Source organism: Bradyrhizobium sp. HKCCYLS3013 (assembly GCF_051167615.1).
Classification (GTDB): domain Bacteria; phylum Pseudomonadota; class Alphaproteobacteria; order Rhizobiales; family Xanthobacteraceae; genus Bradyrhizobium.
Map to the genome: position 1 here is coordinate 55,812 of NZ_JBNPTK010000013.1, position 25,760 is coordinate 81,571.

A 25,760-nucleotide genomic window follows, 5' to 3' on the forward strand; every position below is an offset into this window, starting at 1 on the left:
CGAATGTAGCGGAGGAGCCCGCCTCTCTCAACATGGCTGTCAGCCGATTGACTGAGGCGGGAAGGGATGGGCGCGGCCGGGGTTCTGGCATAACATGAGCGCGCATTCCAACGAATGACATCTCAAGACCAAGAAATGCGGGGAGAGACCATATGAAATCGGGTTTGCTGGCTATTGCGGCCGTCGGTGCGCTGCTGGCGGCGGCGCCGGCGTCGGCACAGGTCAAGATCGGCATCCTCAATGACCAGTCCGGCGTCTATGCCGACTACGGCGGCAAATATTCCGTCGAAGCGGCCAAGATGGCGATCGAGGATTTCGGCGGCGAGGTGCTGGGGCAGAAGGTCGAGCTGGTCACCGCCGACCACCAGAACAAGCCCGATCTCGCCTCCACGATCGCGCGGCGCTGGTACGACACCGAGGGTGTCGACATGATCACCGAGCTGACGACCTCCTCGGTCGCGCTGGCGATCCAGGAGCTGTCGAAGGAGAAGAAGAAGATCGACATCGTCGTCGGCGCCGCGACCTCGCGCATCACGGGCGATGCCTGCACGCCCTACGGCTTCCACTGGGCCTATGACACCCGCGCGCTCGCGGTCGGCACCGGCGGCGCGCTGGTCGAATCCGGCGGCGACACCTGGTTCTTCATGACCGCCGACTACGCCTTCGGCTATGCGCTCGAGAAGGACACCAGCGACATCGTGACGTCGAAGGGCGGCAAGGTGCTGGGCTCGGTGCGCATCCCGCTCAACTCGTCGGACTTCTCCTCCTTCCTGCTGCAGGCGCAGAGCTCGAAGGCCAAGATCATCGGGCTTGCCAATGCCGGCCTCGACACCACCAACTCGATCAAGCAGGCGGCCGAGTTCGGCATCGTCAAGGGCGGGCAGAAGCTCGCCGGCCTGCTGATGACCCTGTCCGAGGTGCATGGCCTCGGGCTGGAGGCGGCGCAGGGCCTGATCCTCACCGAAGGCTTCTACTGGGATCGTGACGACAAGTCCCGCGCCTTCAGCGAGCGCTTCATGAAGCGCACCGGCCGGATGCCGAGCATGATCCACGCCGGCACCTATTCCGCGACCTTGTCCTATCTGAAGGCGGTGAAGGCCGCCGGAACCAAGGACTCCGACGCGGTGGCTGCGAAGCTGAAGGAGCTGCCGGTCGACGACGCCTTTGCTCAAGGCAAGGTGCTCGCCAACGGTCGCATGGTCCACGACATGTATCTGTTCGAGGTCAAGAAGCCGTCGGAATCGAAGAAGCCGTGGGACTACTACAAGCAGCTCGCCACGGTGCCCGGCGACAAGGCGTTCTTCACCGCCAAGGAGAGCGGCTGCCCGCTGACGAAGTGATCCTGCCACGCTAAAGGGGTCGTCCCGGCGAAAGCCGGGACGACGGAAGAGGGCGGAGCGGTCAGCCGTGCAGCATGCGCCAGAGAATGGCGATGAGCGCGCCGACCAGCAGCGCCGAGGCGGCGAGCGCCTGCACGCCGAAGCCGGGGCCCCGCTTCTCCGCGGCCTTGGCGTAGGACAACATGTACATCGCGCGGCCCGCGATCCAGACGAGGCCGATCAGGGCCGCGATCGCGTCGCTGACATAGATCGCGAACAGCCACAGCGCCGGCAGGAAGATCGGCAGCCATTCCAGCGTATTCACCTGCACGCGATAGGTGCGCTCGAAATCGAGATTGCCGGTGACGGCCGGCGCCTTCACGCCGAACCGGGCGCGCGCCTGCGCGACGCGGACCGCCATGTAGAAATACAGCATGAGCGCGAGCACGGTGACGAGTGCGGTGAAATGATACATGCGCGGTTCCCCCCTTGATGACGGCCTGTTAATATCCCGTCAGCTCGAGATAGCCCACCCCGGTGTGGCTGCCCTTGAAGCTGATCGGTCCCTCCCAATACGGCACGCGCGTGCCCATCCAGGCCTTGGGGTTGAGCGGCGCGGTGTCGATGGCGATGCCGAGCGCGGCGATCTCGACGCGCCAGCCGACCGGCAGCTTGCGCTCACCGATCGTGACCGTCTCCTTCGGGCTCATGGCAATGTCTCCGGGCCCGAGCGGGCGCGAGGCGCCGTCGGCCGGGATCCAGGTGCCGGACGTGTAGTCGCCGTTGCCCTGCCGCATCCGGTACAGCATCAGCTTCTCGCCGCCGGAAAAATGCAGCGCGAACCAGTCCCAGCCGCTCTGGTCAGAGGCCAGCGGCTGGCTGCTCCATTCGCGGTCGAGCCAAGCCTGGCCTGAGACCTCGACCGGTTGATCGTCGAAGCTGATGCGGCCGCGGGCGCGGTAGAACGGCTGGCTGTAGTAGTAGGAGGCCTGACCGCGCTCGGATTTGCGGCTGTAGCCGCCGATGCCCTGCAGCACCACGGGACGATCGGCCTCGAGATGCAGCGCGTAGGAGAAGTCCGGTCCCGCGGCGCGCATGTCGAGCGGCGCCAGCGCTCGATCGTCGGTCGCGGCGGTACCGCGCAGTTGCCAATCATCGATCCAGGCCTGGAACGGCTTGGCCTCGACGCCGGCCTGGCCGACACCGCCGCGTGCGAACTTTTCCGTCGAGCGGTGGCTGTCGGCGCGCGTCACGGCGGCATGCGCCATCCACAGCTGCTGATTGTCGAAGCCTTCGCCTTGCGGCCCCGGCCGCGCCGCCGAGCGGAACAGCGTCCATTGCAGGCCGTAGGCCTTGCCGCTGGCGTCGCTGAGATTCGCGGTGACGTACCACCATTCGATGCGGAAATCGTCGTGCGGGCCGTGGTCAGCGGGGAATGAGAACGTCCTGCCCGGCGTCACCGGCGCAAAGCCCTCGGCGCTGTCGCTCAGGCCCGCAAAGCCCTGCGCGCGCGCGAGCCGCGGCAGCGCCAGCAGGCCGAGCCCGCCGATCAGCCCGCGCCGCGTGATGATCGCTCTAGCGCTCAATGGTGAAGGTCCTGACCAGATCGGCCGGCTGCATCCGCGCCAGCCGCAGCACCGGCAGCAGCGAGGCGATCACCGCCGCCGCCAACGTGACGATGAGCAGCCGGATGAGCTGCAGCGGAAACACGTCGAACGGCAACCGCCAGCCGAACGCCTTGACGTTGACGATCGCGATCAGGCACCACGCCACGACGAGCCCGAGCGGCAGCGCCAGAAGCGCGGTCAGGCCGGCGAGCGACAGCGTCTTCAACAGCTCCACTTCGGCGAGCCGCCGCCGCGTCAGCCCGATCGCCCAGAGCGGCGCGAGCTGCGGCAGCCGCGAGTTTGCCAAGGTCAGCAGGCTGGTCAGCAGCGCGATCGCGGCGACGCCCAGCGTGAAGGTGTTGAGCGCGCCGGTGACCGCGAAGGTCCGGTTGAAGATCTGCTTCGACTCCTGCTTCACGGTGGCCTGGTCGATGACATTGCGGCCGTCGAGGCCGAACCTGTCGCTGAGAGCAGCGATCAGTCCCGGCACGTCGGCCGGCGCCGCGCGCGCGGCCATGCGCGTGATCGGCGTCGCCGGAAAGCGCCGCGTCAGCGCGGCGACGTTGACCGTGACCTGGCCCTTCGGATTGCCATAGTCGGCATAGATCCCCACGATAGTGATGCGCCAATCGCCGGTCGGCGCGGCGAGGTCGATGCTGTCGCCGACAGACAGATTGAGCCGCCGCGCCAACTGCTCGCTGACGAAGCCTGCGTCGCCGCGCACCAACTGCTTCCACGCGTTGTCGCCGGCCTGCAGCAGCGGCCAGTGGTCGCGATAGGTGTCGTGATCGGGCAGGCCGAGAATGTCGATCGGCGCGCCCGCCAACTGCGTCTCGGCGCGGCCGCCCGGCAGCACGGCCTGGACATCGGGCCGCGCGCGCAGCCAGGTCTGGATGTCGCGCGCCTGCGCTTCATCCGCGGCGCTGATGTAGACGTCGGCGGCGAGCCGGCCGTCGAGCCAGACCAGGAAGGTGCGGCTGAAGGTCTCGACCATCGTCGCGACGCCGACATTGACGGCAAGCGCCAGCAGGAGCGCCATCAGCGCCAGCGACAGGCCCGAGATCTGCTGCCGGCTGTCGGCCCAGAACCACTGCGCCAGCGCCGCGCGCGCGCCGCGCTCGCCGAGCCGCAGCACGAGCTCCAGGATCGCCGGCAGCAGCAGCGCGGCACCGAGCATCATCGCCGCGAGCACGCCGAAGCCGGCCAGCAGCGATTGCCCGAACCACAGCAGCAGGCCGGCTGCGACGAAGAAGGCGAGCGCGAAGGCGCTCTGCAGCCGCAGCCAGCGCCGCTGCGCCTCCTGCCACGCATAGGGCTGCGCGGTGGACAGGATCGGCAGCCGCATCGATTTGATCAGGCTCGTGGTCGCCGCTGCCAGCTCGCCGGCGATGCTGATGACGAGGCCCGCCAGCCACCATTCCGGCTGCAGGCTCAGCTCGCCCGGCACCTGCGCGCCATACAGCCCGCGCAGCGATGCCGCCACGTTCGGCAGCAGCGCGGCGGCGATGACGTAGCCGCACACCAGTCCGGCCAGGCCCGCCACCAAGGCAAAGCCGATCAGCTCGCCGATCAGCACGCCATTGAGCTGCCGCGCCGACACGCCGCAGGCGCGCAAGGTGCGCAGCACCGGCAGCCGCTGCTCGAAGGCGAGGCCGATGGCGGAATTGACGATGAACAGGCCGACGACGAAGGACAGCAGGCCGAAGGCGGTGAGGTTGAGGTGGAAGCTGTCGGTCAGCCGCTCCAGGTCGGTCTCGGCCTCCGGCTGCAGGAGCTGTAGCCGGCCGCCGGCGAATGACCGCAACGGTGGCAATTGACCGGCCGCCTTGCCGACGAGCAGCCGCGACATCTGGCCGGGCTTGTCGAGCAGCCGCTGCGCGTCGCTGATATCGACCACGAGCACGCCGGGCGCGAGCTGCTGCTGCGCCATCAAGGGCGGCAGCTTGACATCGTTGCTGAGCCGCGGCGTCGCGCCGTCCTTGACTCCGAGATCGGCCAGCGTGTCCGGCGAGATCAGCGTCCGGTGCGGCGGTGTCAGGAACGCCTCGAGCTCGCTGCGGCCGACCATCGGCGCATCGCCGACCTCCCGGGGGATGCTGAACGGCTCGATGCCGAGCAGCCGCAGTGAATGGCCGTCGATCTGCACGCGGCCCTCCAGCACCGGCGACACCGCCCAGCCGGCGCGGCGCAATTCCGCGAACACGCTCTGCGGCAGCATCTTGCCGTCGGTCGCGACCAGCATCGGCGTGCGCGCGCCGCCGAAGATCGCGGCGGCGCGGTCATACGAGCTGCGGGCCTGCTGATTCAGCGCCTGCACGCCGCTCCACAGCGCGGTCGCCGAGATCAGCCCGATCAGCAAGGTCGCGAGCTGCATCGGATGCCGGCGCCAGTGGCTGAGCAGCACCGCTAATATCCACAGCGCGCGTCTCATGCGATGCGTCCGGCATGCAGGTGGACGTGACGGTCGAGCATCGCCGCGAGCCGCGCGCTGTGCGTCACCATCAGGAAGCCGCAGCCGGTGCGCGCGACGAGGTCGCGCGTCAGCGCCATCACCTCGTCGGCGGTGTCCTCGTCGAGGTTGCCGGTCGGCTCGTCAGCAAGCAGCAGCGCCGGCTTGATCGCCAGCGCGCGGCCGATCGCGACGCGCTGCTGCTGCCCGCCCGACAATTGCTCGGGATAGCGCTTGAGCAGCGGCTTCAGCCCGAGCCGCTCGACCAGCTCGCTGTGCCACGCCGGATCATGCCGACCGGCCAGCCGCGCCTGGAAACTGAGATTGTCCTGCACCGACAGGCTCGGCACCAGGTTGAACTGCTGGAACACGAGGCCGAGCCGCTCGCGCCGGACCGCCGCGCGTGCCGAATCGTCGAGCGCGCCGACCGCAGCGCCGTCCAGCAGGATGTCGCCACTGTCGGCGGCATCGAGCCCGGCGATCAGATGCAGCAGCGTGCTCTTGCCGGAGCCGGATTCGCCGGTCAGTGCGACGCGCTCGCCGGAGGAGACGTCGAGGTCGACGCCACGCAGAACATGGATCGGCTCGCCGCCGGATCGATAGGATTTGGTGAGATGACGGACGCTGAGCACGGGCATGATCGGGGTTGTTGCGTCACAACATAACAAGGGCCAACGCGAACATCACGTGCTCGTTCTTCGCGACGCCGCCGATGTGATGCCGGCCGCGCGCAATCAGGTTGCGAGGGTATCGCGATGCAGCCCAAGAGGGCGGATTCCCGCGTTGCAGCAACAACTTAGCGCGCGAGCCGGTTGCCTGCGGAGCCGCTTCGTGGGTAGCATCGTCGAAACGCCCGGATGACAGGGGCGGATCATGACAGAACGGGGAACGACCATGGCCGCGCCGACGACGCTGAAGGGCACATCCCGCGCAAGCGCGACCCCGAAGGGGGCCTGGAAGATCACCTTCCTGCTGTTCCTGTTCATGCTGGTGAACTTCGCCGACAAGATCGTGGTCGGGCTCGCCGGCGTGCCGATCATGACCGAGCTCAACCTGAACGCCGAGCAGTTCGGCCTGCTCGGATCGTCCTTTTTCTTCCTGTTCTCGATCTCCGCCATCGTCGTCGGCTTCGTCGTCAACAAGGTGCCGACGCGCTGGGTGCTGCTGGTGCTGGCGCTGATCTGGGCGGTGGCGCAGTTTCCGATGGTCGGCACCGTCGGCTTCACCACGCTGCTGATCTGCCGCGTCATTCTCGGCGCTGGCGAAGGTCCCGCCGCGTCCGTGGCCGTTCATGCCGTCTACAAATGGTTTCCCGATGAGAAACGAGCGATGCCGACCGCGATCCTGTCACAGGGGTCGGCGTTCGGCGTCATCCTCGCGGTGCCCGCGCTGAACTGGATCATTGTCAATCACGGCTGGCACTATGCCTTCGGCGCGCTCGGCGTGGTCGGGCTGATGTGGAGCGTAGCGTGGCTGTGGCTGGGCAAGGAAGGGCCGCTGGCCGAGGTCGAATTCGCCGGCCTGCGCGAGCAGCGCGTCCCGTATCTGCAATTGCTGACGTCGCGGACCTTCGTCGGTTGCGTTGCCGCGACCTTCGGCGCCTATTGGGCGCTGTCGCTCGGGCTCACCTGGTTCACGCCGTTCCTGGTGAAGGGTCTCGGCTTCTCGCAGCAGCAGGCCGGCTTCATCTCGATCCTGCCCTGGATCTTCGGCGCGTGCGTGGTGCTGACCACGGGCTTCGTGTCGCAGACGCTGATGGCGCGCGGCGTATCCACCCGCATGGCCCGCGGCGTGCTCGGCGCGACGCCGCTCGTGATCGGCGGCGCCCTGATGGCGATGATGCCGCATGTCGACGCCGCGTCGGCCAAGATCGCACTGCTCGTGGTCGGATCGGGATTGTGCGGCTCGATCTACGTCGTCTGCCCGCCGATGATCGGCGAGTTCACGCCGGTCAGGCAGCGGGGCGCCGCCATGGCGATCTACGGCGCGCTCTATACGCTGGCGGGCATCGTGGCGCCGGTGGTGATGGGCAAGATGATCCAGGCCTCCGGCAGCCTGCTCGAAGGCTACATGTCGGGCTTCACCATCAATGCGGTCATCATGGTGATCTCCGGCCTGCTCGGCCTGGCGCTGCTCTGGCCCAACAGCGAACGCGCCCGCCTGCAGGCGCAGCAGGCTGTCGCGCCGGAATTTGCGTGATACAACCCCAGCCGGGGGCATCGGGAGGCGGCCTCGCATTCATCCTTGCGGAGGTCCTGCACGATGCGCCTGTTCTATCATATGCTGCACTACTGGCGCGGCGCGCGATGCCTGAAGATCGAGGACTTCCCAGGTGCCATCCTCCACTTCAGCAAGGTGATCCAGCTCAACCCACGCAATTATTACGCCTACCATAATCGCGGTGTCGCACTTCAGGGCAGGGAAGCTACGCCAGTTCGATCGCCGATTTCGGCTTGGCCCTCAAGCTGAAGCCGAACGCGCAGACATTCGGCGCCCGCGGCGTGTCTCGGAAACTCCTTGGCGACTTCGACGGCGCCTTTGATGACCAGACGCGAGCTCTCGCTCTCGACCCCAGGGTCGCCGCGGCTCATGGCGAACTCGCGTTCCTTCATCACGTGAAGGGCGATTCGGATCGCGCGATCGTCGAGAGCACGACGGCGATCGGCCTCGCACCCAAGGACCCCATCATGCAGAGGGGGCGTGGCTATATCCAGTTTTGCCGCGGCAGGTTCGATGCCGCGGCAGCGGACATGGAAAGATCGCTCGCGCTCGAGTTCGATCCCTATGCGGTTCTGTTTCTTTACCTGTCGCTCGCCCGGTTGTCGGGGCGCGCCAGGCCGGACCTCGCCGCTGTCGCATCGCGCTGGACTGCGGCGCAGTGGCCTGGACCGGTGTTCGATCTGCTGATGGAGCGTTCGACGGCGCAGCAGGTGCTGAATGCGACCGCAACGGCTCCCGAACAGGCTGAAGCCTATTTCTACATCGGTGAGTGGCATCTGTTGAACGGCCGCCACGACGAGGCCGCAAGAGCACTCGAAATCGCCCTGCGCTCGTTGCCGCCATGGTTCAACGAATACTCGGCCGCACGATCCGAGCTTGCAAGGCTCGCCGAGACGGTCGCCGCGGCCAGTTGATGTCTCAGCTCACACGGCGCGCCCCCCTGACCAGCCGTCCCGGTCGTGCGCCGGTGGCCTCGCCGTGGCGCCGCGTGACCACGCCGGACACGATCGTCGCGTCGTAGCCGTCGACCTCCTGCATCAGGCGGCGGCCGCCGACCGGCAGGTCGTAATGCACTTTCGGCGGATGCAGGTGCAGCCGGTCGTAGTCGATGACGTTGACGTCCGCCTTGTAGCCCGGCGCGATCAGGCCGCGATCGTCGAGGCCGACGGAGAGTGCGGTCTTGCGCGACTGCGCGGCGACGACGAAGGGAATCGACAGCCTGTCGCCGCGCTTGCGGTCGCGGGTCCAGTGCGTGAGCAGATAGGTCGGGAAGCTGGCATCGCAGATGATGCCGCAATGCGCGCCGCCATCGCTGAGGCCGGGCACGCTGCGCGGGTCACGCAGCATCTCGTAGGTGGCATCGAGATTGCCGTCGGAATAGTTGAGGAACGGCACGTAGAGCATGCCGCGCCCGCCGTCCGTGAGCATCGCGTCATAGGCCAGTTCCTCGGGACGAGCGCCGCGCGCACGGGCCTGGGCGCCGAGCGACCGCTCGGGCGGCTGCTCGTAATCCGGCGGATCGCCGAGCAGGTACATCTTGTCGTAGTTCGGCTTGAAGAACAGCGGATCGTCGGTCGCGCTGGCCTGCTCGCTCAGGATCGCCGCACGAACCTGCGGATCGCGCATCCGGGCGACGCGCTCGGCCAGCGGCAGATGCGCGATCGCCTGATAGCTCGGATGCGTCTGCAGCGGGTTGCGCGACAGCTCCAGCCCGAGCAGCAGTCCGACCGGACGCGCCGCGATCTGCGCCGTCACCGACAGGCCGCGCGCGGCGGCGGCATTGATCTCGGCCAGCGTCTGCCGCCAGCGCTGCGGCGCGCGGTCGTTCTGCGTCACCGAGAACGAGATCGGGCATTTCGTTGCCTCGGCAATGCGCAGCATCATCGGCAGGTCTTCATGGATGGTTGAAATGTCGAGTACGAATTGCAGCACGCTGCGGTCGGCGCCGTGCATGGCCTGCGCGATCGTCGTCAGCTCGTCCTCGCCGGCCTTCAAGGTCGGCGTGTAGTCGCCGGTCGAGGTCCGGTGGTTGAGCGTGCGCGAGGTCGAGAAGCCGAGCGCGCCGGCCTTGACCGCGTCGCGCGCCAGCGCCGCCATCGCGCGGTTGTCGTCGGCAGTGGCGGGATCCCGCCGCGCGCCGCGCTCGCCCATCACATAGACGCGCAGCGCCGCATGCGGCAGTTGCGCGCCGATGTCGAGATCGAATTCACGCTTGCCCAGCCACTCCATGTAGTCCGGAAAGCTCTCCCATTCCCAGGGAATGCCGGCCTCGAGCACCGGCTCGGGAATGTCCTCGACACCCTCCATCAACTGGATCAGCCGCTGATGATCGGCCGGCCGGCACGGCGCGAAGCCGACGCCGCAATTGCCCATGATCGCTGACGTGACGCCGTTCTGCGACGACGGCGAGATGTCGTGGCTCCAGGTGACCTGGCCGTCGTAATGGGTGTGGACGTCGACGAAGCCGGGCGTGACCAGCTTGCCCTTGGCGTCGATCTCCTCGCGGCCTGATGCTGTGACCTTGCCAACCTCGATGATGCGGCCGTCCGCGATCGCAACATCCGCCTCACGCAGCTCGCCGCCTGAGCCATCGGCAACGGTTCCACCGCGGATCACGAGATCTGGCTGCGTCATGGCGTGTCTTCCCCGATATTGTCATTATCGGGACATCATCGACGCATGCACGATGATGTCAACACGCGGGAAGAGACAGCAGCGTTGCATGGAGAGGTGGAAGCGCGTCTCAAACGTCGCGCAACTATCAGAGGTGCTCATGATTGCGTCCTCTCCCCTTGTGGGAGAGGGCATGTAGGACAGATCGGCAAGCTCGGTCGGGTGAGGGGTCTCTCTCCGCCGGCTTCCTTCGCAGAGCGAGCCCCCTCACCCGACGGAGTACGCGGCTGCGCCGGCGATGCCCTCTCCCACAAGGGGAGAGGGCGCTGCATCGGGCAGCGCGGACGAACTAATAGCTTACTGTCCCTAGGGTGGCAAAGCGACGCCATCAGGCGCTGCGTGCCCACCGTTGGTAGCTGTGGTGTCGGTGACAAATGGTGGGCACGCGTCGCTTTGCCCACCCTACGTCGAAAACTACGCCTTGGCCTTCTTCGGCTCGGTGAAGAACGCCAGCACGATGGTCAGCAGCATGAACACGACCGAGGCGCCGAACACCCAGCGGGGTGCGTTCATGTCCATGATCCAGCCGAACAGCAGCGGGCTGACGACGCCTGCGAAGTTGAAGCCGGTGGAGACGATGCCGAAGGCGCGGCCGGCGGCGCCCGGAGGGGCGGCGTTGCGCACCAGCATGTCGCGCGACGGCGCGATCACGCCGCTCATGAAGCCGGCGACCAGCATAATCGCCGTGAGCAGCACGGTTGGCAGGTTGATGAAAGTGATCATCAGCACCAGCACGGCGTTGATCGCATAGGCGACGGCCGCGACCAGGTTGTGATGCCTGATGCGGTCGGCGAGCTGGCCGCCGGCGAGCACGCCGACGGCGCTGGCGCCGAGGAATGCGGTCAGCGCGATATTGGCGGTCGAGAACGAGATGCCGTAGCCGTTCATGAATGCGACCACGCCGAAGCTGGCGATGCCGGCGTTGGACAGGCTGAGCAGCATGAAGAACACGGTCAGCAGCATCAGCATCGGCGTCAGCAGGCTGGGCTGCTTCGCCTTGCTGCCATCGGCAGCGGTGTGATGCGGATGCGGCGGCACCTCGGGCACGTTGCCGACGAGCAGCAGCAGCGCCGCGAGCGGTCCGACCAGGCCGGCCGCGATCAGCGCGCCGGAGCCGCCGACGGTGGTGACCAGGGCCGCCATCACCGCGGGCGCGACGGCGCCGCCGAGATAGCCGGCGAAGGTGTGCACGCCGAAGGCGCGGCCCATGCGCTTCTCGTCCATGTGGGCCGACAGCAGGGCATAGTCCGAGGGATGGTAGACCGCGTTGGCGAGGCCGAGGAGCACCGCCGAGACGACGAGGCTCGTGTAGGTCAGGTAGAACCCGAGCAGCGCCAGCGACAGGCCGCCGAGCGTGAGGCCGAGCAGCAGGATGCGGCGGGCGCCGGCGCGGTCGACGAGATAGCCGACCGGGGCCTGCGTTAGCGCCGACACCACAGCGAACACGGTGAGCGGAAAGCCGAGCTCGACATAGCCGACGCCGAGCTTCTCCTTGAGGTAGGGAAACAGCATCGGCAGCACCAGCATGTGCAGGTGGCTGACCCAATGCGCCAGCGAGATCAGCGCCAGCGTGCGCAGCGGGGAGGCGGCCCGGACCGGAGCACGGACATGTTGCGGTGCGGCGAGAACGTCAGCCATGGTCGATCCGTGTGGCTCCGGTCGTCAGCGATGGAAAAGAGGACGCGTTGCCGGCAAACCGCCGATGCTGCCTAAACAGAGGCGCGCGACACAACGCCACACTATCGGATTGCGGTTCATTGTCCATGAGCGCCCGCGCATGGCACCTGCGCGGGACGGCCGGCGGCCCAGGGGCGGCAAGTCACCCGCCGCCGTTCCGGGGTTGTGGGCAGGAAGGCACGGTGTGTCCCCACCACAGGTGTCGTCCCCGCGAACGCGGGGACCCATAACCACCGGCGGATGTTTGTTGCGCGAGTCGTGCAACACGCAGCCTGCCTCAAGACGGATCACGCGGTATGGGTCCCGGGTCGGCGCCCGCTGACGCTTCCCGTCAACGGTCTTGCCCGGGACGACAGCGAGTGTGGGGCGCGGTCGAAGGCTGCCGAAAGGTGGGAGAGGAGAGCGAGAGCGTAACTCCCTACGGCACCACCGGTCCGCCGGCCTTCTTCCACGCGTCCAGTCCGCCCTCGATATGTGCCGTATTCGCAAGCCCCGCCGCTTGCGCGGTCTGCACGGCCATCGCCGAGCGCTCGCCATAGGCGCAGAAGAACACGATGCGGCGGCCGGTGGCGGCGGCGACCTCGCGCAGCATGCCGCCGGGCTTGAGATTGTCGGCGATCGCAGGATAGGGCGCGTGCAGCGCGCCGGACAGCGTGCCGTGCTTGGCGCGCTCGGCGGCCTCGCGCAGATCGACCAGCAGCACGTCGGGACGTCCCAGGCATTCGATCGCCTCACGTGCCGACAGCGACAGGCCCTGCTTCGCCAGTTCCTCCTGATGCAGCCCGACGCGCATGTTGGCGGGCACCGCGACATCCATCATCTTCGGATTCGGCAGCTTCAGATTCGCCATCAGCGCGACGTAGTCGTCGACCGACTTGACCTGCAGGCGCGGATTGTAGCGGCGCTCCTCGCCGATGGTGGAGACGGTGTCGCCCTTGTAGTCGTGCGCGGGATAGACCAGCGTGTCGTCGGGCAGCCGCAGCAGCCTGTTGAAGATGGAGTCGTACTGCTGCCGCGCATCGCCGTTTTGGAAATCGGTGCGGCCGGTGCCGCGGATCAGCAGCGTGTCGCCGGTGAAGACGCGGTCGCCCATCGAGAAACTATAGGAATCGTCGGTGTGCCCGGGCGTGTACATCACGTCCAGGCTGATGCCCTCGATCGCGATCCGGTCGCCCTCGCTGACGCGCATCGCCACGACATCGGCCTTGGTCTGCTCGCCCATGATGGTGACGCAATGGGTGCGGTCGCGCAAAGCGCCGAGGCCGGTGACGTGATCCGCATGCAGGTGGGTGTCGACGGCCTTCACCAGGCGCAAATCGAGCTCACGCAGCAGCTGACAGTAGCGGTCGACCTTCTCCAGCACGGGATCGATGATGACAGCCTCGCCGCCGGTGCGGCTGGCGAGGATGTAGCTGTAGGTGCCGGAGACGCTGTCGAACAATTGGCGGAAGATCATCGGCGCCTCCTTCCGATCAGGATCGTCGTGGCATTAGCACGATCGGCCCGATGTCACCAATGCGGCGGACGCTTGGCAGGCCGGATTGCACCGCGCCATCCGCGGTCACGATTGCGATGCAAATCCGGGATTGCCGTCGACGCCCGAGAGCGTGACCTTGTTGGTTCCGACCAGCACCAGCTGACCGTCGCGCAGGTGGTTGGCGACCACGTCCCACACCGGCTTGCCGTCCTGCGCGTTCATCGAGGCCCAGCCGGCGACCTTGTAGCTCTTGCGCGCGTCGAGCGGGCGGCCATCGTCGCGCGTGAGATCGGAGATGCGGCGGCCGATCGGCTCGGCGGGCGCGCAGCGGTAGGACAGCCCGCCGGTGCGCACCATGTCGCCGCCCTGCTGCAGATAGGGATCGGCGTTGAACAGATTGTCGCAGACGTCCTCGAGCACGTCTTTGATCTCTGCGCCGGTCATCCGCTGCACATAGGTCTCGGGATAGGTGATGGCGGTCTGCGCCAGCACGTCCTCCAGCAGGATGGACTGGTTGGCGAGCAAGGTCGGACCCCAGCGGAATCCGGGTGACAGCGCAATCTCGGCGTCGAGCTCGCGGCGCAGCGCCGCGCAGATCAGGTCGTCGGTCGCGCCTTCGAAATTGCCGCGCCGGTACAGCAGCCGGTCCGATGTTGCGAGCTTCTCGCTCCAGGCCGCGACCTGCGGCTGCTGCGTCTGGTCGATCAGCGCCTGCATCGCGGGATCGGGCTTCAGCAGCTCCGAGTAGATGGGCAGCAGCCGGTAGCGTGCATCGGCGACGCGGCCCTTGCCGACATCGAGATCGAGCACGGCGAGAAATTTGCCGTTCGAGCCGGCATTGGTGACCAAGGTCGCGCCCTTGGCGTTGCTGACCGCGACCGGCTGCGGAACCGCGTCATGGGTATGGCCGCCGAGGATGACGTCGATGCCGGTGACGCGGCTCGCGAGCTTGAGGTCGACATCCATGCCGTTATGCGACAGCAGGATCACGGCATCGACCTTGTCGGCGCCGCGCAGGCCATCGACCAGCTTCTGCAACTCCTCCTCGCGGATGCCGAACGTCCAGTCCGGCGTGAAGCGGCGCGGATGCGCGATCGGCACGTAGGGGAAAGCCTGGCCGATCACGGCAATGCGGGCGCCGCCGATCTCCTTGATGGTGGCCGGCTTGAACACGCGCCCCGATCCGGGATCGAACGCCTTGGCGTCGTTGAACGCGGCCTCCTCGGTCAGGAACACATTCTGCGCCAGGAACTCGCCCTTGAAGCGGGCGAGGTTGGCGCGCAGCGCCTCCTCGCCATAGGTGAACTCCCAATGCCCGGTCATCGCGTCGATGCCGAGCAGATTGGCCGCGCTCACCATGTCGGCGCCGCGCATCGCATTGGCGAGGCCGGTGCCCTGCCAGAGGTCGCCGCCATCGAGCAGCACCGAGCGATGGTCGCCGGCATCGGCGCGCAGCTTGTCGACCAGCGTCTTCAGATGCGCGAAGCCGCCCATCCGTCCAAAGCGAACGGCGTATTTCTCGAACTCGAACGAGGTGAAGGCATAGGCCTCGGCGCTGTCGGGCCGGATGCCGTAGCGGTCGAGGAAGGCGCGCTCGACCAGATGCGGCGGCCGTCCCCACATCTCGCCGATGCCGAGATTGACGCTGGGCTCGCGGAACAACAGCGGCCGCAGCTGCGCATGCGTGTCCGTGATGTGCAGGATGCGCGCGTTGCCGAATTTCTCGATGTCGTACAGGCTGACGGTGTCGGCGGCGGTCGCGCTGCGCAGCAGCGCCGGCGCGGCGATGGCCGCGACAGCCGATGCTTTCAGAAAATCCCGGCGCCGCATCGTCATGGCCAGCGTTCTAGATCATGATGCGATTCCATGGAATCGCATCATGATCCATCCCTTTGGGTGAGCATGATCTTCGCGCAAACGCCTTCGGCGGTTGTCGCCCGGTTGCCACGTCTCCGGATCATGCTCTAGCGAATCTCCATGTCCTTCCAGCGCTGCTTCTCGCTGGTGGCCTGGACGATCGAGGCCTTGGCGAGCGACTCGGCCTCCTGCGCCGACTTCAGCGCCGAATCGAAATTGCCGGACTCCGCTGCCTTCTTCGCAGCGGTGAGTGCGGCCTGGGTCACGGTCCATTGGTTGCGCAGACGTCCGGCTTCCTTGTTGGCGCTCTCGGCCGCCGCGACCGCCGAGAGATAGTCGGCCTCCGACGCGGCCCGCGCGGAGCCGGCGCCGACCGCCGACACCATCATGGCGAACACGATCTTTTTCATGACGCTTGCCGTCGTGACATTTTTCATGGTCGCGCTCCCGGACCTGAAACCGGCAGGCCGTTCGACACGTAGGACAGGTAATATTCGAGGTTGCGGTATTCGTCCGATTGCGGCTCCAGCGGCACGGCGCGGGTCTGGCTGTTGCAGGTGACGAAGCGCCGGCTGATCGTGCCCATGCCGCTCCATTCCGAGCGGTAGATCGGCATCGCGTTGAGGATGCCGAGCGCCGGCGCCAGGATCTCGGCGCGGATGCGCTCGCCCGGGCTCTGCACATGGCAGCTCGCGCAGGAGAAGTTCAGCTGGCCGCGGCGGGTGTAGAAATATTCCTTGCCCTTCTCGAACGCCTCCAGCGCACGCGGATCGTCGGGGATCTTGATGTCGAAGCGCTTGCCGCGCGACGTGTACGCCATGTAGGCGGTCAGCGAGGCCATCTCGTCCTTGACGTAGGAATAGGGCTGCTCGCCATTGGCCTCGCGGCAGCGGTTCAGCGCCAGCTCGAGGGTGATGACCTTGCCTTCCTTGTCGTCGAAATAGGGATAGTTCTGGCGGATGCCGATGCCACCGTTCGGGAAGCAGTCGGCATAGGTCTTGCCGTTCTTGAACGGCTTGGCGAACATCTCCTTGCCGGCATCGAGCGCGAACTCGTAAGGAGGGAACTCCTCCTTCTCTTCCCATTGCTTGCGCATGTCGGCGTTCATCGAATACGGCCCGTTGACGAAATCATCGAACGGCACCTTCGGAAACTTCTTGACGAAGTAGTCCTGGAACGCCTTGGCGTCGGCGGCCGGGTTCGGCTTGTCCGCAGCCGCAGCGCCGGAGGCGCCGAGAGCGAGCGTGGCCGCGACAGCCAGCGCGAGGCGCGGCGCCCTCATTGGATCGTCGCCGTCAGGCTGTCGGTCGCGCCCTTGCTGTCGACCCAGCTCACCTTGAGCTCGTCGCCCTTGGCCGCGCCCTTGAAGGCGAACTTGACGTAGGGGTCCTTGGACACCGCGGTGCCCCAATCGGCCAGGAACACCGTCTTGTCCTTGTGCACGAAGGTGACCTGCTGGATGTAGTGCGCCGGGATCAGTTCGCCCTTGGCGTCCTTGACCAGGCCCGTGTCCATCGGGTGCTGGATCAGTGTCTGGACCTCGGCGATGTCGCCGTTCAGGACGGCGCGGACGCGGATGCTCGATGCCATGATGATCTCCTGACCTTAGCCGCCACAGCCGCCGACGGTGACCTTGACCTCCTTGGTCGCGCTGTAGAGCTTGCCGCCGGATTCGACGAGCGCGATCACGTTGGAGGTCTTGGCCATCTTCAGCCGGTTCGCCACCGCGGGCACGGTGCCGTCGGGGATGTGGTACGACGCCGCCAGCGCGAACGGATTCTCGCTGACGATGAAGGCGATCGAGGTGACGTTCGGCAGCGACGTCGTCACCGCGATCGGCACCACGCCGCCGTTCTCGGCGATCTCCGGCGCGTCGAGCTTGATCTTGTCGGACGCTTCGTGGTCGCGGCCGTACAGCGCCTTGACAGCGTCGCCCGCGTTCTTCTGCTTGAAGGCGTCTTCCGGATATTTGTTATCGTTGGTCGCCGCGAAGGCGGGCGCGGCGTGCAGCACGGCGTTGCCGAGGCCGATCAGCGCGACGAGGCCGGCGCCCTTCAGGAACAGGCGGCGGTGGGCCAACGGGCCGAACGAGGCAGTCATGGCGGTCTCCAAACGGAATCAGAGGGTCTGCAGGAAATCGACGATGGCGCTGATTTCCTGCTCGGTCAGGATGCGGTTGCGGCCGAACGGCGGCATCACCGTCAGCGGATTGCGCCTGGTCTCGTCGTTGAGAATCGCGATCAGCTCGGCGCGGTCGTATCTCGCCTTGAGGTTCTCCAGCTTCGGGCCGATCGAGCCCGGCAGGTCGCCGCCCTTGATCTCGTGGCAGGTCAGGCAGTTGCCCTTGCCGCGGTCGAAGGCGAGCTTCTGGCCGTCGACGGCACCGGACTGGGCGTGAGCGGCCATGGACATGGCGAGCGAGAGCCCCATCGCCAGGGCGGTACGCAGGACAGGTGTGATCAAGGTGGAATTCCGACGTCTCGGTGATCTCGGTAATATAGGAGCTGCAAAGCATAAAGACCATCGGCTGACAATGCAGCTATGGTGGCCGCCGCAACGCGGTTAACGAAGGCCGTTCATCTGGCGCCGGGAGAGTGGGCATGGCGGAGTATGTCGTGGAGTTCGGCCGGGACGGCCGGCCGGTGGAACCGGACGGACGGCTGGACGCGGCCGCGTTCCACCGCAACCACCAGCCGATCTGGGCGGTGCTGGGACGGCTGCTGGCGGGCAAGACCGGCGACGTGCTGGAGGCGGGCAGCGGCACCGGCCAGCATGTCGTGCATTTCGCCTCCCAGCGCCCGGACCTGACGTGGTGGCCGAGCGATCTCAACGCCAACCACCTCGCCAGCATCGCGGCGTGGCGCCGGCATGCCGGGCGGTCCAACATCCGCGACGCCCAGCGCATCGACCTGTCCGATCCCGGCTGGCCGGCGGCGTTCCGCGCCGCGGGCGGGCCTTCGCAGCTCGCCGCGATCTTCTGTGCCAATGTGATTCACATCGCGCCCTGGGCGGTGGCGGAGGGATTGTTCGCCGGCGCCGGGCAGGCGCTGTCGGCGGACGGCGTGCTGGTGCTCTACGGCCCGTTCAAGCGTGACGGCAAGCACACCGCGGTCAGCAATGCCGTGTTCGACACCTCCCTGCGCGAGCGCGATCCGGACTGGGGCGTGCGCGACATCACCGATCTCGACGCGCTCGCCGCGCGCAACGGGCTCGTCTTGCGCGAGACGGTGGAGATGCCGGCCAACAACATGATCCTGGTGTTCGGTCGGACGTCGTGAGTTGTCGACGGCGCTGCTCCGAATTCCGCCGTCGTCCCGGCGAACGCCGGGACCCATAGCCACAGGGTCCAGTTGTGACGCGAGATCGGCGTGACATCTGCCCTCGCGACAAACTCCTGCCGCGGAGTATGGGTCCCGGCGTTCGCCGGGACGACAGCGGTGGGTGGGGCCGGCAGCACGGTAACGGAGCGTAGGCGCTACGCCATCTCCAGCCCGACATGCCGCGCCAGAAACCGCGTGCCGAGTGTGATGAAGCTGGCGCGCTCGCGGTTGTCGGTGCCATAGCCATGGCCGCCGGCGGCGGGTTCGTAGAACCAGGCGTCGTAGCCCATGGCCTGCAGCTTGGCGGTCATCTTGCGGGCGTGGCCGGGATGGACGCGGTCGTCGCGCCGCGTGGTCGCGATCAGGATCGGCGGATAGGGCTGGCCGGGCGTGGCGGTGTGATAGGCCGAATAGGTCTGCAGCCAGCTCCAATCCTCGTCCTGGTCGGGATCGCCATATTCGGCGATCCAGCTCGCGCCGGCGAGTAGCTTGGTGTAGCGGCGCATGTCGATCAGCGGGATGGTGCAGAACAAGGCGCCGAAGCGCTCGGGGTAGCGCACCAGCATGTTGGTGATCAGGATGCCGCCATTGGAGCCGCCTTGCGCCGCGATGCGCTTCGGCACCGTGACGCCGCGGCGGACGAGGTCGGCTGCGACCGCAGCGAAATCATCATGCGCGAGCCGCTTGCCGGCATAGCGGCCGGCGTCGTGCCAGGCGGTGCCGAACTCGCCGCCGCCGCGGATGTTGGCCTCGACCAGGGTGCCGCCGCGCTCGAGCCACAGCTTGCCCAGTGCCGCATTGTAGGCCGGACGCAGCGTGTGACCGAAGCCGCCATAGGCGCTCATGTGCACCGGCGCGTCGCCGGTCAGCTCGGCCGGTCCGGTCTGGGTGTAGGGAATGCGCTCGCCATCCACCGAGATCGCCTCGTGCCGTGTGACGACGTGCCCCTCGGCGCTGAAGGTGCGAGGCGCCTGCTTCAGGATCACGGGTGCAGCGAAGCCCTCGATCAGTTGCAGCGACGGCGGCGTCAGCGGATCCTGGACATTGGCGAGCAGGTCGCCGTTGCTTTCCGCCTCGTCGGTGTCGAGGCGCCAGACGTCCACCGTCGCGATCTCCGGCAGGCCGGGCAGCCGCTCACAGCTCCACGCCTCCCGTGACGGCGTCCACACCTCGAACCTGGCCCTGAGCTCGTCGAGGATCGACAGCACCAGCCGGCCGCCGGTCCAGGACAGGCCCTGCAGCGCGCGTCGCGGCGCGGGCTCGAACACGCGGGTGAAATCGCGGCGCCCGGCAAGGAATGCCGACAGCCGGAGACCGAGCACCACGTCCGCAGGATGGGTGACCTCGCCGAGGCTCCAGGGCTGGCGCAGCTTGATGGCCATCCAGTCGCCATGCGCCGACATCCAGCAGTCGGTCGGCAGATCGAGCCTGGTCCGCGCGCCGCTGCCGTCGCCGAGCCAGAGATGCTGGTTGAAGAAGTCGATGCCCTCGGCGAACCACACCCGTGCCGGCGCGACGCTGCGATCGACGCCGACATGCACCCATGTCGACTGGCTGCCTTCGGCGCTGAAGATCACCTCCGCCTGCTCGACCGGCTGGCCGCGCCGCCAGCGCCGCACCGTCCGGGCGTAGCCGGACGGCGTCGCCATGCCCGGGCCGAACGCGCTCGCCAGCAGCAGCGTGTCGGCATCGAGCCAGGCGGCGCTGCCCTTGGCCTCCGAGAGCGTGAAGCCGCCCGTGACAAAGCGCTTCGCCGCGAGGTCGAACTCGCGCAGCACCACGGCGTCGCTGCCGCCGCGTGACAGGCTCAGGATGGCGTGCTCATGGGCCGGCGGCAGGCTCGAGACTCCGTTCAGCGCCCAGTCCTCGCCTTCGTCGGCGGCGAGTCGGTCGATGTCGAGCAGGTCATCCCATTGCGGTTGCGCCTTGCGGAACTCCGTCAGCGTCGTACGCCGCCACAAGCCGCGCGGATGCGCCGCGTCCTTCCACTGATTGTACAGCAGCCCGCCGCGTCGGCTCACGAACGGGATGTTGTCGGGCCGGTCCAGAATGGCAGCTAGTGCGTCGCGGTCGCGTGCGAAGGCCGCATCGCCGAACGCGGCGAGCGTGCGCTGGTTCTGCGCCGCGACGAAGGCGAGCGCGCGCTCGCCGTCGATCTCCTCGAGCCACAGATACGGATCGTCATCGGGCGCCGCGATGGTCGGACGATCGTCGATTGACATGGCTCAAGCTCCGCGGGCGCCGTTGACGCGAGAATACCGTCGGCTTGATTAGCCGGGCGGGTCGGGAGTGTCGAATCACGCTCGGTGGCGCGGCCGCTGCCGCATGGCTTGTCTCCGTTCGCGCCCGTTGCCTCGGGCGCGTGCTTCCCCCAATAGTGCGGCTGAACCAGCAAGGCGAAGCGTGCGCGCCACGCCCCCGGATACCTGAGATGATCGATCTGACCGTGAGCGAAGACACTTCCGATGATGCCCGCGCTCGCCGCAACGTGGCGCGGCTCGCGGCCGCCCAGGCGCTGACCGGCGCCAACTCGGCCGTGATCTTCGCGACCGGCGCGATCGTCGGCGTCACCATTGCCCCGAACATCGGGCTCGCGACGGTGCCGATCTCGATGTACGTCGTCGGCCTCGCCGCCGGCACCCTGCCGACCGGCGCGATCTCGCGGCGCTATGGCCGCCGGGCGGCCTTCCTCATCGGTACCGGCTGCGGCGCCGTCACCGGCGTGCTCGGCTGCCTCGCGATTCTGCGCGGCTCGTTCGCACTGTTCTGCCTGGCGACGTTCCTCGGCGGCCTCTATGGCGCGGTCGCGCAATCCTATCGCTTCGCTGCTGCCGACGGCGCCAGCGCCGCGTTCCGGCCCAAGGCGGTGTCGTGGGTGATGGCAGGCGGCATCTTCGCCGGTCTGCTCGGTCCACAGCTCGTGCAATGGACCATGGACGTCTGGCAGCCCTATCTGTTCGCGTTCAGCTATCTGATCCAGGCGGCGGTCGCGCTGGTCGCGATGGGGATCGTGGCCGGCGTCGATCTGCCGAAGCCTGAAGCTGCCGATCTGCATGGCGGCCGGCCGCTGTCCGAGATCGTGCGCCAGCCGCGCTTCATCGCAGCCGCGCTGTGCGGCACCATCGCCTATCCGGTGATGAACCTGGTGATGACCTCGGCGCCGCTGGCGATGCAGATGTGCGGGCTGACGGTGTCGGATTCCAATTTCGGCCTGCAATGGCACATCGTCGCGATGTACGGCCCGAGCTTCTTCACGGGATCGCTGATCGCGCGCTTCGGTGCGCCGGCCATCGTCGCGCTGGGCCTGGGGCTCGAAGCGGTCGCGGCCGTCATCGGCCTGTCGGGCCTGACCGCGATGCACTTCTGGGCCACACTGGTCATGCTCGGCGTCGGCTGGAATTTCGGCTTCGTCGGCGCCTCCGCGCTGGTGCTGGAGACGCATTCGTCCGCCGAGCGCAACAAGGTGCAGGCCTTCAACGATTTCCTGATCTTCGGCCTGATGGCGCTGGGCTCGTTCTCCTCGGGCCAGTTGCTCGCCCATTTCGGCTGGTCGGCGGTCAACATGGTGGTGTTCCCGCCGGTGCTGCTGGGCTTGTGCGTGCTTGCGCTGGTGTGGTCGTCGAAGCGGCGCGAGGCAGCGGGTGTGGCGGAGCGGGGATGAGCTGAGCATCAGTTGAGCGGCGATCTCAGTGCACTCCCCTCCCCGCAAGGGGGAGGGGAGTGCACCGGCATCGTGGCGACAGCGGCGCATCGCAGCTCACGCGCTTCTTACTTCAACTCCGACACCTCGCCTTCCGGCAGATCGAACTCGAACGTGTTCAGCGTCATCGAGACCATCGTGTAGTAGCCGCAGAGGCCGATGATCTCGACGACGCCGCGCTCGCCGAGCGTTGCGATCGCGTCCTTGTAGAGCGCATCCGTCAGCCCATGGCCCTCATGCAGCGACTTGGCGACGTCGTAGATCACTTTCGCCTTGGGATCGGAGAACTCCGGCGTGCGGCGGTCGCGGATGGCGTCGATGATCTTGATGTCCAATCCGCCGGCCAGCGCGAGGCGCTTGTGCGCGTACCATTCGTAATGCGCGGTCCAGTGTCGCGCCGTCACTAGGATCGCGATCTCCGATAATGCTGCCGGAAACACCGTGTCGTAGCGCAGGAAGGCGCCGAGCCGGGTCGCGTGCCGCGCCATCTCCGGGCTGTTGAGCCAGGCCATCATCGGCGGCGGCGGCGCGCCGCGCTTGCTGGCGATCGACTCGTCGTAGGTCTGGCGCTGGTCGGCGCTCATTTCGCCAGGCGAAAGAAGTTTCAGGCGCATGTTCGTTTCCTCGTATTTCACGCGGCGGCATCATGACCATAGAACGCCCGGCAAGGCGAGGGCGCATGGGACGACATCGATGTTGAATTCCGCCAAGCGCTGAGGTTAGGTCGTTCCAAAGACAGCAATCATGGAAACGCGTGAGGACCTGGCATGGCCGATCTCGACACATTCCGCCGCGAAACGCGGGCCTGGCTCGAGGCCAACTGTCCGCCGGAGATGCGCCGGCCGATGACCTCCGAGGAGGACACGTTCTGGGGCGGCCGCAACGCAAAATTCTCCTCCGAGCCGCAGCGCATCTGGTTCGAGCGCATGCGCGACAAGGGCTGGACCGTGCCGCACTGGCCCAGGGAATATGGCGGCGGCGGCCTTGACGGCGAGGAGGCCAAGATCGTGCGCCAGGAGATGGCGGCGATCGGGGCGCGCGCGCCGATCACCTCGTTCGGCATCTCGATGCTCGGGCCGGCGCTGCTGAAATACGGCACCGACGACCAGAAGCGCGAGCATCTGCCGAAGATCACCGCCGGCCTGATCCGCTGGTGCCAGGGCTATTCCGAGCCGAACGCCGGCTCCGATCTCGCCTCGTTGCAGACCCGCGCCGAGAGCGATGGTGATGACTACATCATCAACGGCCAGAAGATCTGGACTTCCTACGCCAACTACGCCGACTGGATCTTCTGCCTGGTGCGGACCGACCCCGCGGCGAAGAAGCATGACGGCATCAGCTTCATCCTGTTCGACATGACGTCGAAGGGCGTGTCGACCAAGCCGATTCTGCTGATCTCCGGCCGCTCGCCGTTCTGCGAGACCTTCTTCGACAATGTCCGGGTGCCCAAGGCCAACGTGCTGGGCACCGTCAATCGTGGTTGGGACGTTGCGAAGTACCTGCTGCAACACGAGCGCGCGATGATCTCCGGCATGGGCGAGCGCGGCAGCAGCCGGCCGCTCGGCCAGGTCGCGGCTGACACCGTCGGCAGCGATGCGCAGGGGCGGCTCGACGACGCGCTCTTACGTGCCGAGATCGCGACCTTCGACGTCGATGAGGCGGCGCTCGCCGCCGCCGCCGAGCGCATGGTCGATCTCGCCAAGGCGGGGCAGGGCCATCCGGCGTTCTCGTCGGCGATGAAGTACTACGGCACTGAGCTCAACAAGCGCCGGTATGAGCTGTTGATGTCGGCCGGCGGCATCGACGCGCTGGAATGGGAGAGCGAACGCTCCCATGAAGGAGCACGTCCCCGTGCCTGGCTCCGCACCAAGGCGAACTCGATCGAAGGCGGTACGTCCGAGGTCATGCTCGGCATCGTCGCCAAGCGCATCCTCGATCTGCCGGGGGCGTAAGCAGCATCTCCTCATCCTGAGGAGCGCGCCGCTTGGCGCGCGTCTCGAAGGATGAGGTCCCAATGTCGGCCCTATGGTTCGAGACGGCGCAAGGGCGCCTCCTCACCATGAGGGTTGAGAGCGAACCGGTTAGACGCAGTTTTTCAAGGAATTCGTCCCATGCCTCTCCTTCTCACCGAAGAACAATCGATGCTGCGCGACAGCGCGCGCGGCCTGATCTCAGATCACGCGCCGGTGGCGCACCTGCGCAAGCTGCGCGACAGCCGCGACGAGACCGGCTTCTCCAAAGAGCTCTGGGCCACCTTCGCCGAGATGGGCTTTGCCGGCCTGCTCGTGCCGGAAGAGCACGGCGGCTCGGGCCTCGGCGCGGTCGAAGCCGGCGTCGTGATGGAGGAGATCGGCCGTACCTTGATGCCGTCGCCGTTTCTCGCCACGGCCGTGCTGTCAGCCTCGGCACTCGCCCGCGCCGGCTCGGCGGCGCAGAAGTCCGAGTATCTGCCGAAGATCGCCAGCGGCGCGCTGCTCGCCGCGATGGCGCTCGACGAAGGTTCCAAGCATCGTCCTCTGCACACCGCGCTGGAGGCCGTGCGCTCCGGCAATGGCTTCAAGTTGAACGGTGCCAAGGCGATGGTGGTCGACGGCCACGTCGCCGATCTTTTGCTCGTCGTCGCCCGCAGCGCCGGCGCGCCCGGCGAGCGCGATGGCCTCACGCTGTTCCTGGTCGATCCCAAGGCGAAGGGCGTTGCGATCGAGCGCACCGTCATGGTCGACGCGCACAACGCCGCGCGCATCACCTTTGACAATGTCGACGTCACCGCGGATCACGTGCTGGGCGAGGTCGATGGCGGCGCTGCGGTGCTGGGCGGCGTGCTCGATCTCGGCCGCGGCGCGGTGGCCTCTGAAATGGTGGGCTTGAGCGAGGAGGTGTTCGGCCGCACCGTTGCCTATCTCAAGGAGCGCAAGCAGTTCGGCAAGGCGATCGGCGAGTTCCAGGCGCTGCAGCACCGTGCCGCGCAGCTCTATATCGAGATCGAGATCACCCGCGCCGCGGTGCTGAAGGCGCTGCAGACGCTGGACGCCGATTCCGCCGGCGCGACGGCCGCCGTGGCCGTGGCCAAGGCCCGCGCCGGCGCCACCGCGACGCGCGCGGTGCAGGAGGGCGTGCAGATGCATGGCGGTATGGGCATGACCGACCAGTTCGACATCGGCTTCTTCATGAAACGCGCCCGCGTCTGCGAGGAATTGCTCGGCGATGCGAACTACCATGCAGTGCAACTGGCTCAGCTCAGGGGATATTGAGGCGAACGGATCTGCTCATCCGGGTTCCGCGTCGCCTACGGCGGGCGAGGCGGAAGGTCTTGAGTGGTCTGGTTGGCGATAGAAGCGCTCTCGCTCCCGAAGACCGCCGTGAATCGACCTGCGCAGCCCCAGCGCATATCATCGTTCGATAGTCAGCATAACCGTGCAAGCATACGGAGCTGATGAGTTTGCCCATTTCTTAGTCGGCAA

23 protein-coding genes are annotated in these 25,760 nt (G+C 67.1%); 8 read left to right on the forward strand and 15 right to left on the reverse strand.

What is annotated here, in order from left to right:
• The first annotated feature begins 152 nt into the window (after positions 1-152).
• Positions 153-1,340: an ABC transporter substrate-binding protein gene (locus ACQR1F_RS22410; RefSeq protein ID WP_434891632.1), complete on the forward strand. Its 1,188-nt coding sequence runs from the start codon at positions 153-155 to the stop codon at positions 1,338-1,340.
• Between the two features lie 61 nt (positions 1,341-1,401).
• On the opposite strand, the gene ACQR1F_RS22415 is transcribed toward ACQR1F_RS22410, so the two are convergent.
• The 4 genes from ACQR1F_RS22415 to ACQR1F_RS22430 are packed head-to-tail and all read right to left on the reverse strand — an operon-like array spanning position 1,402 to position 6,013.
• Positions 1,402-1,794, reverse strand: a complete 393-nt coding sequence (locus ACQR1F_RS22415) for an MAPEG family protein (RefSeq protein ID WP_316238072.1) — start codon at positions 1,792-1,794, stop codon at positions 1,402-1,404.
• A 28-nt stretch (positions 1,795-1,822) separates the two neighbouring features.
• Positions 1,823-2,905: a lipocalin-like domain-containing protein gene (locus tag ACQR1F_RS22420; RefSeq protein ID WP_434913892.1), complete on the reverse strand. Its 1,083-nt coding sequence runs from the start codon at positions 2,903-2,905 to the stop codon at positions 1,823-1,825.
• A complete protein-coding gene (locus ACQR1F_RS22425) occupies positions 2,895-5,357 on the reverse strand; it encodes an FtsX-like permease family protein (protein ID WP_434913893.1) in 2,463 nt (820 codons plus the stop codon). Before ACQR1F_RS22425 ends, ACQR1F_RS22420 begins: the two co-directional genes overlap by 11 nt.
• The gene (locus tag ACQR1F_RS22430; RefSeq protein ID WP_316218720.1) at positions 5,354-6,013 is read right to left on the reverse strand and encodes an ABC transporter ATP-binding protein; all 660 of its coding nucleotides are present in this window, start codon (positions 6,011-6,013) and stop codon (positions 5,354-5,356) included. The genes ACQR1F_RS22425 and ACQR1F_RS22430 overlap by 4 nt, the downstream gene beginning before the upstream one ends.
• 256 nt (positions 6,014-6,269) lie before the next feature.
• On the opposite strand from ACQR1F_RS22430, the gene ACQR1F_RS22435 reads away from it, so the two are divergent.
• The 3 genes from ACQR1F_RS22435 to ACQR1F_RS22445 all read left to right on the forward strand — a co-directional run bounded on the left by ACQR1F_RS22435 (position 6,270) and on the right by ACQR1F_RS22445 (position 8,509).
• Positions 6,270-7,574: an MFS transporter gene (locus ACQR1F_RS22435; protein ID WP_434913937.1), complete on the forward strand. Its 1,305-nt coding sequence runs from the start codon at positions 6,270-6,272 to the stop codon at positions 7,572-7,574.
• Between the two features lie 63 nt (positions 7,575-7,637).
• Positions 7,638-7,844, forward strand: a complete 207-nt coding sequence (locus tag ACQR1F_RS22440; RefSeq protein WP_434913894.1) for a hypothetical protein — start codon at positions 7,638-7,640, stop codon at positions 7,842-7,844.
• Positions 7,829-8,509 (forward strand): tetratricopeptide repeat protein, encoded by a 681-nt coding sequence (locus ACQR1F_RS22445; protein ID WP_434913895.1) that lies wholly within the window; start codon positions 7,829-7,831, stop codon positions 8,507-8,509. Before ACQR1F_RS22440 ends, ACQR1F_RS22445 begins: the two co-directional genes overlap by 16 nt.
• Positions 8,510-8,513: 4 nt before the next feature.
• On the opposite strand, the gene ACQR1F_RS22450 is transcribed toward ACQR1F_RS22445, so the two are convergent.
• From ACQR1F_RS22450 to soxX, 9 genes are all read right to left on the reverse strand, one after another.
• Positions 8,514-10,229 (reverse strand): N-acyl-D-amino-acid deacylase family protein, encoded by a 1,716-nt coding sequence (locus ACQR1F_RS22450; protein WP_434889727.1) that lies wholly within the window; start codon positions 10,227-10,229, stop codon positions 8,514-8,516.
• A gap of 453 nt (positions 10,230-10,682) precedes the next feature.
• Positions 10,683-11,906 carry an MFS transporter gene (locus ACQR1F_RS22455; protein ID WP_315801655.1) on the reverse strand — a complete coding sequence of 408 codons (1,224 nt, stop codon included), beginning with the start codon at positions 11,904-11,906 and terminating at the stop codon, positions 10,683-10,685.
• Between the two features lie 457 nt (positions 11,907-12,363).
• Entirely contained in the window at positions 12,364-13,401 is a 1,038-nt protein-coding gene (locus ACQR1F_RS22460) for an MBL fold metallo-hydrolase (RefSeq protein WP_316179393.1), read from the reverse strand.
• A gap of 105 nt (positions 13,402-13,506) precedes the next feature.
• On the reverse strand, positions 13,507-15,258 hold the full coding sequence (gene soxB, locus ACQR1F_RS22465) for a thiosulfohydrolase SoxB (RefSeq protein WP_434838143.1): 1,752 nt from the start codon (positions 15,256-15,258) through the stop codon (positions 13,507-13,509).
• Between the two features lie 128 nt (positions 15,259-15,386).
• The gene (locus ACQR1F_RS22470; protein ID WP_434913938.1) at positions 15,387-15,689 is read right to left on the reverse strand and encodes a hypothetical protein; all 303 of its coding nucleotides are present in this window, start codon (positions 15,687-15,689) and stop codon (positions 15,387-15,389) included.
• Positions 15,690-15,712: 23 nt separating this feature from the next.
• Positions 15,713-16,561 carry a sulfur oxidation c-type cytochrome SoxA gene (soxA, locus tag ACQR1F_RS22475; RefSeq protein ID WP_434913896.1) on the reverse strand — a complete coding sequence of 283 codons (849 nt, stop codon included), beginning with the start codon at positions 16,559-16,561 and terminating at the stop codon, positions 15,713-15,715.
• A complete protein-coding gene (gene soxZ, locus ACQR1F_RS22480) occupies positions 16,558-16,869 on the reverse strand; it encodes a thiosulfate oxidation carrier complex protein SoxZ (RefSeq protein ID WP_315801650.1) in 312 nt (103 codons plus the stop codon). Before soxZ ends, soxA begins: the two co-directional genes overlap by 4 nt.
• Before the next feature lie 15 nt (positions 16,870-16,884).
• Positions 16,885-17,379: a thiosulfate oxidation carrier protein SoxY gene (gene soxY / locus ACQR1F_RS22485; RefSeq protein WP_434913897.1), complete on the reverse strand. Its 495-nt coding sequence runs from the start codon at positions 17,377-17,379 to the stop codon at positions 16,885-16,887.
• Between the two features lie 18 nt (positions 17,380-17,397).
• A complete protein-coding gene (soxX, locus tag ACQR1F_RS22490) occupies positions 17,398-17,691 on the reverse strand; it encodes a sulfur oxidation c-type cytochrome SoxX (RefSeq protein ID WP_315717170.1) in 294 nt (97 codons plus the stop codon).
• 188 nt (positions 17,692-17,879) lie between these two features.
• Here soxX and ACQR1F_RS22495 point away from each other — a divergent pair, with 188 nt between their 5' ends.
• Positions 17,880-18,557, forward strand: a complete 678-nt coding sequence (locus ACQR1F_RS22495; RefSeq protein ID WP_434847317.1) for a DUF938 domain-containing protein — start codon at positions 17,880-17,882, stop codon at positions 18,555-18,557.
• Positions 18,558-18,754: 197 nt separating this feature from the next.
• On the opposite strand, the gene ACQR1F_RS22500 is transcribed toward ACQR1F_RS22495, so the two are convergent.
• Positions 18,755-20,821, reverse strand: coding sequence for a prolyl oligopeptidase family serine peptidase (locus tag ACQR1F_RS22500; RefSeq protein WP_434913898.1), 2,067 nt, complete (start codon positions 20,819-20,821; stop codon positions 18,755-18,757).
• A 209-nt stretch (positions 20,822-21,030) separates the two neighbouring features.
• Between ACQR1F_RS22500 and ACQR1F_RS22505 the strand changes: the two genes are divergently transcribed.
• On the forward strand, positions 21,031-22,260 hold the full coding sequence (locus tag ACQR1F_RS22505; RefSeq protein ID WP_434838140.1) for an MFS transporter: 1,230 nt from the start codon (positions 21,031-21,033) through the stop codon (positions 22,258-22,260).
• 107 nt (positions 22,261-22,367) lie between these two features.
• On the opposite strand, the gene ACQR1F_RS22510 is transcribed toward ACQR1F_RS22505, so the two are convergent.
• Positions 22,368-22,913 (reverse strand): carboxymuconolactone decarboxylase family protein, encoded by a 546-nt coding sequence (locus tag ACQR1F_RS22510; protein WP_434913899.1) that lies wholly within the window; start codon positions 22,911-22,913, stop codon positions 22,368-22,370.
• 153 nt (positions 22,914-23,066) lie between these two features.
• Here ACQR1F_RS22510 and ACQR1F_RS22515 point away from each other — a divergent pair, with 153 nt between their 5' ends.
• On the forward strand, positions 23,067-24,251 hold the full coding sequence (locus ACQR1F_RS22515; RefSeq protein ID WP_434913900.1) for an acyl-CoA dehydrogenase family protein: 1,185 nt from the start codon (positions 23,067-23,069) through the stop codon (positions 24,249-24,251).
• Positions 24,252-24,410: 159 nt separating this feature from the next.
• A complete protein-coding gene (locus ACQR1F_RS22520) occupies positions 24,411-25,550 on the forward strand; it encodes an acyl-CoA dehydrogenase family protein (RefSeq protein WP_434913901.1) in 1,140 nt (379 codons plus the stop codon).
• The last annotated feature ends 210 nt before the right edge of the window (positions 25,551-25,760 follow it).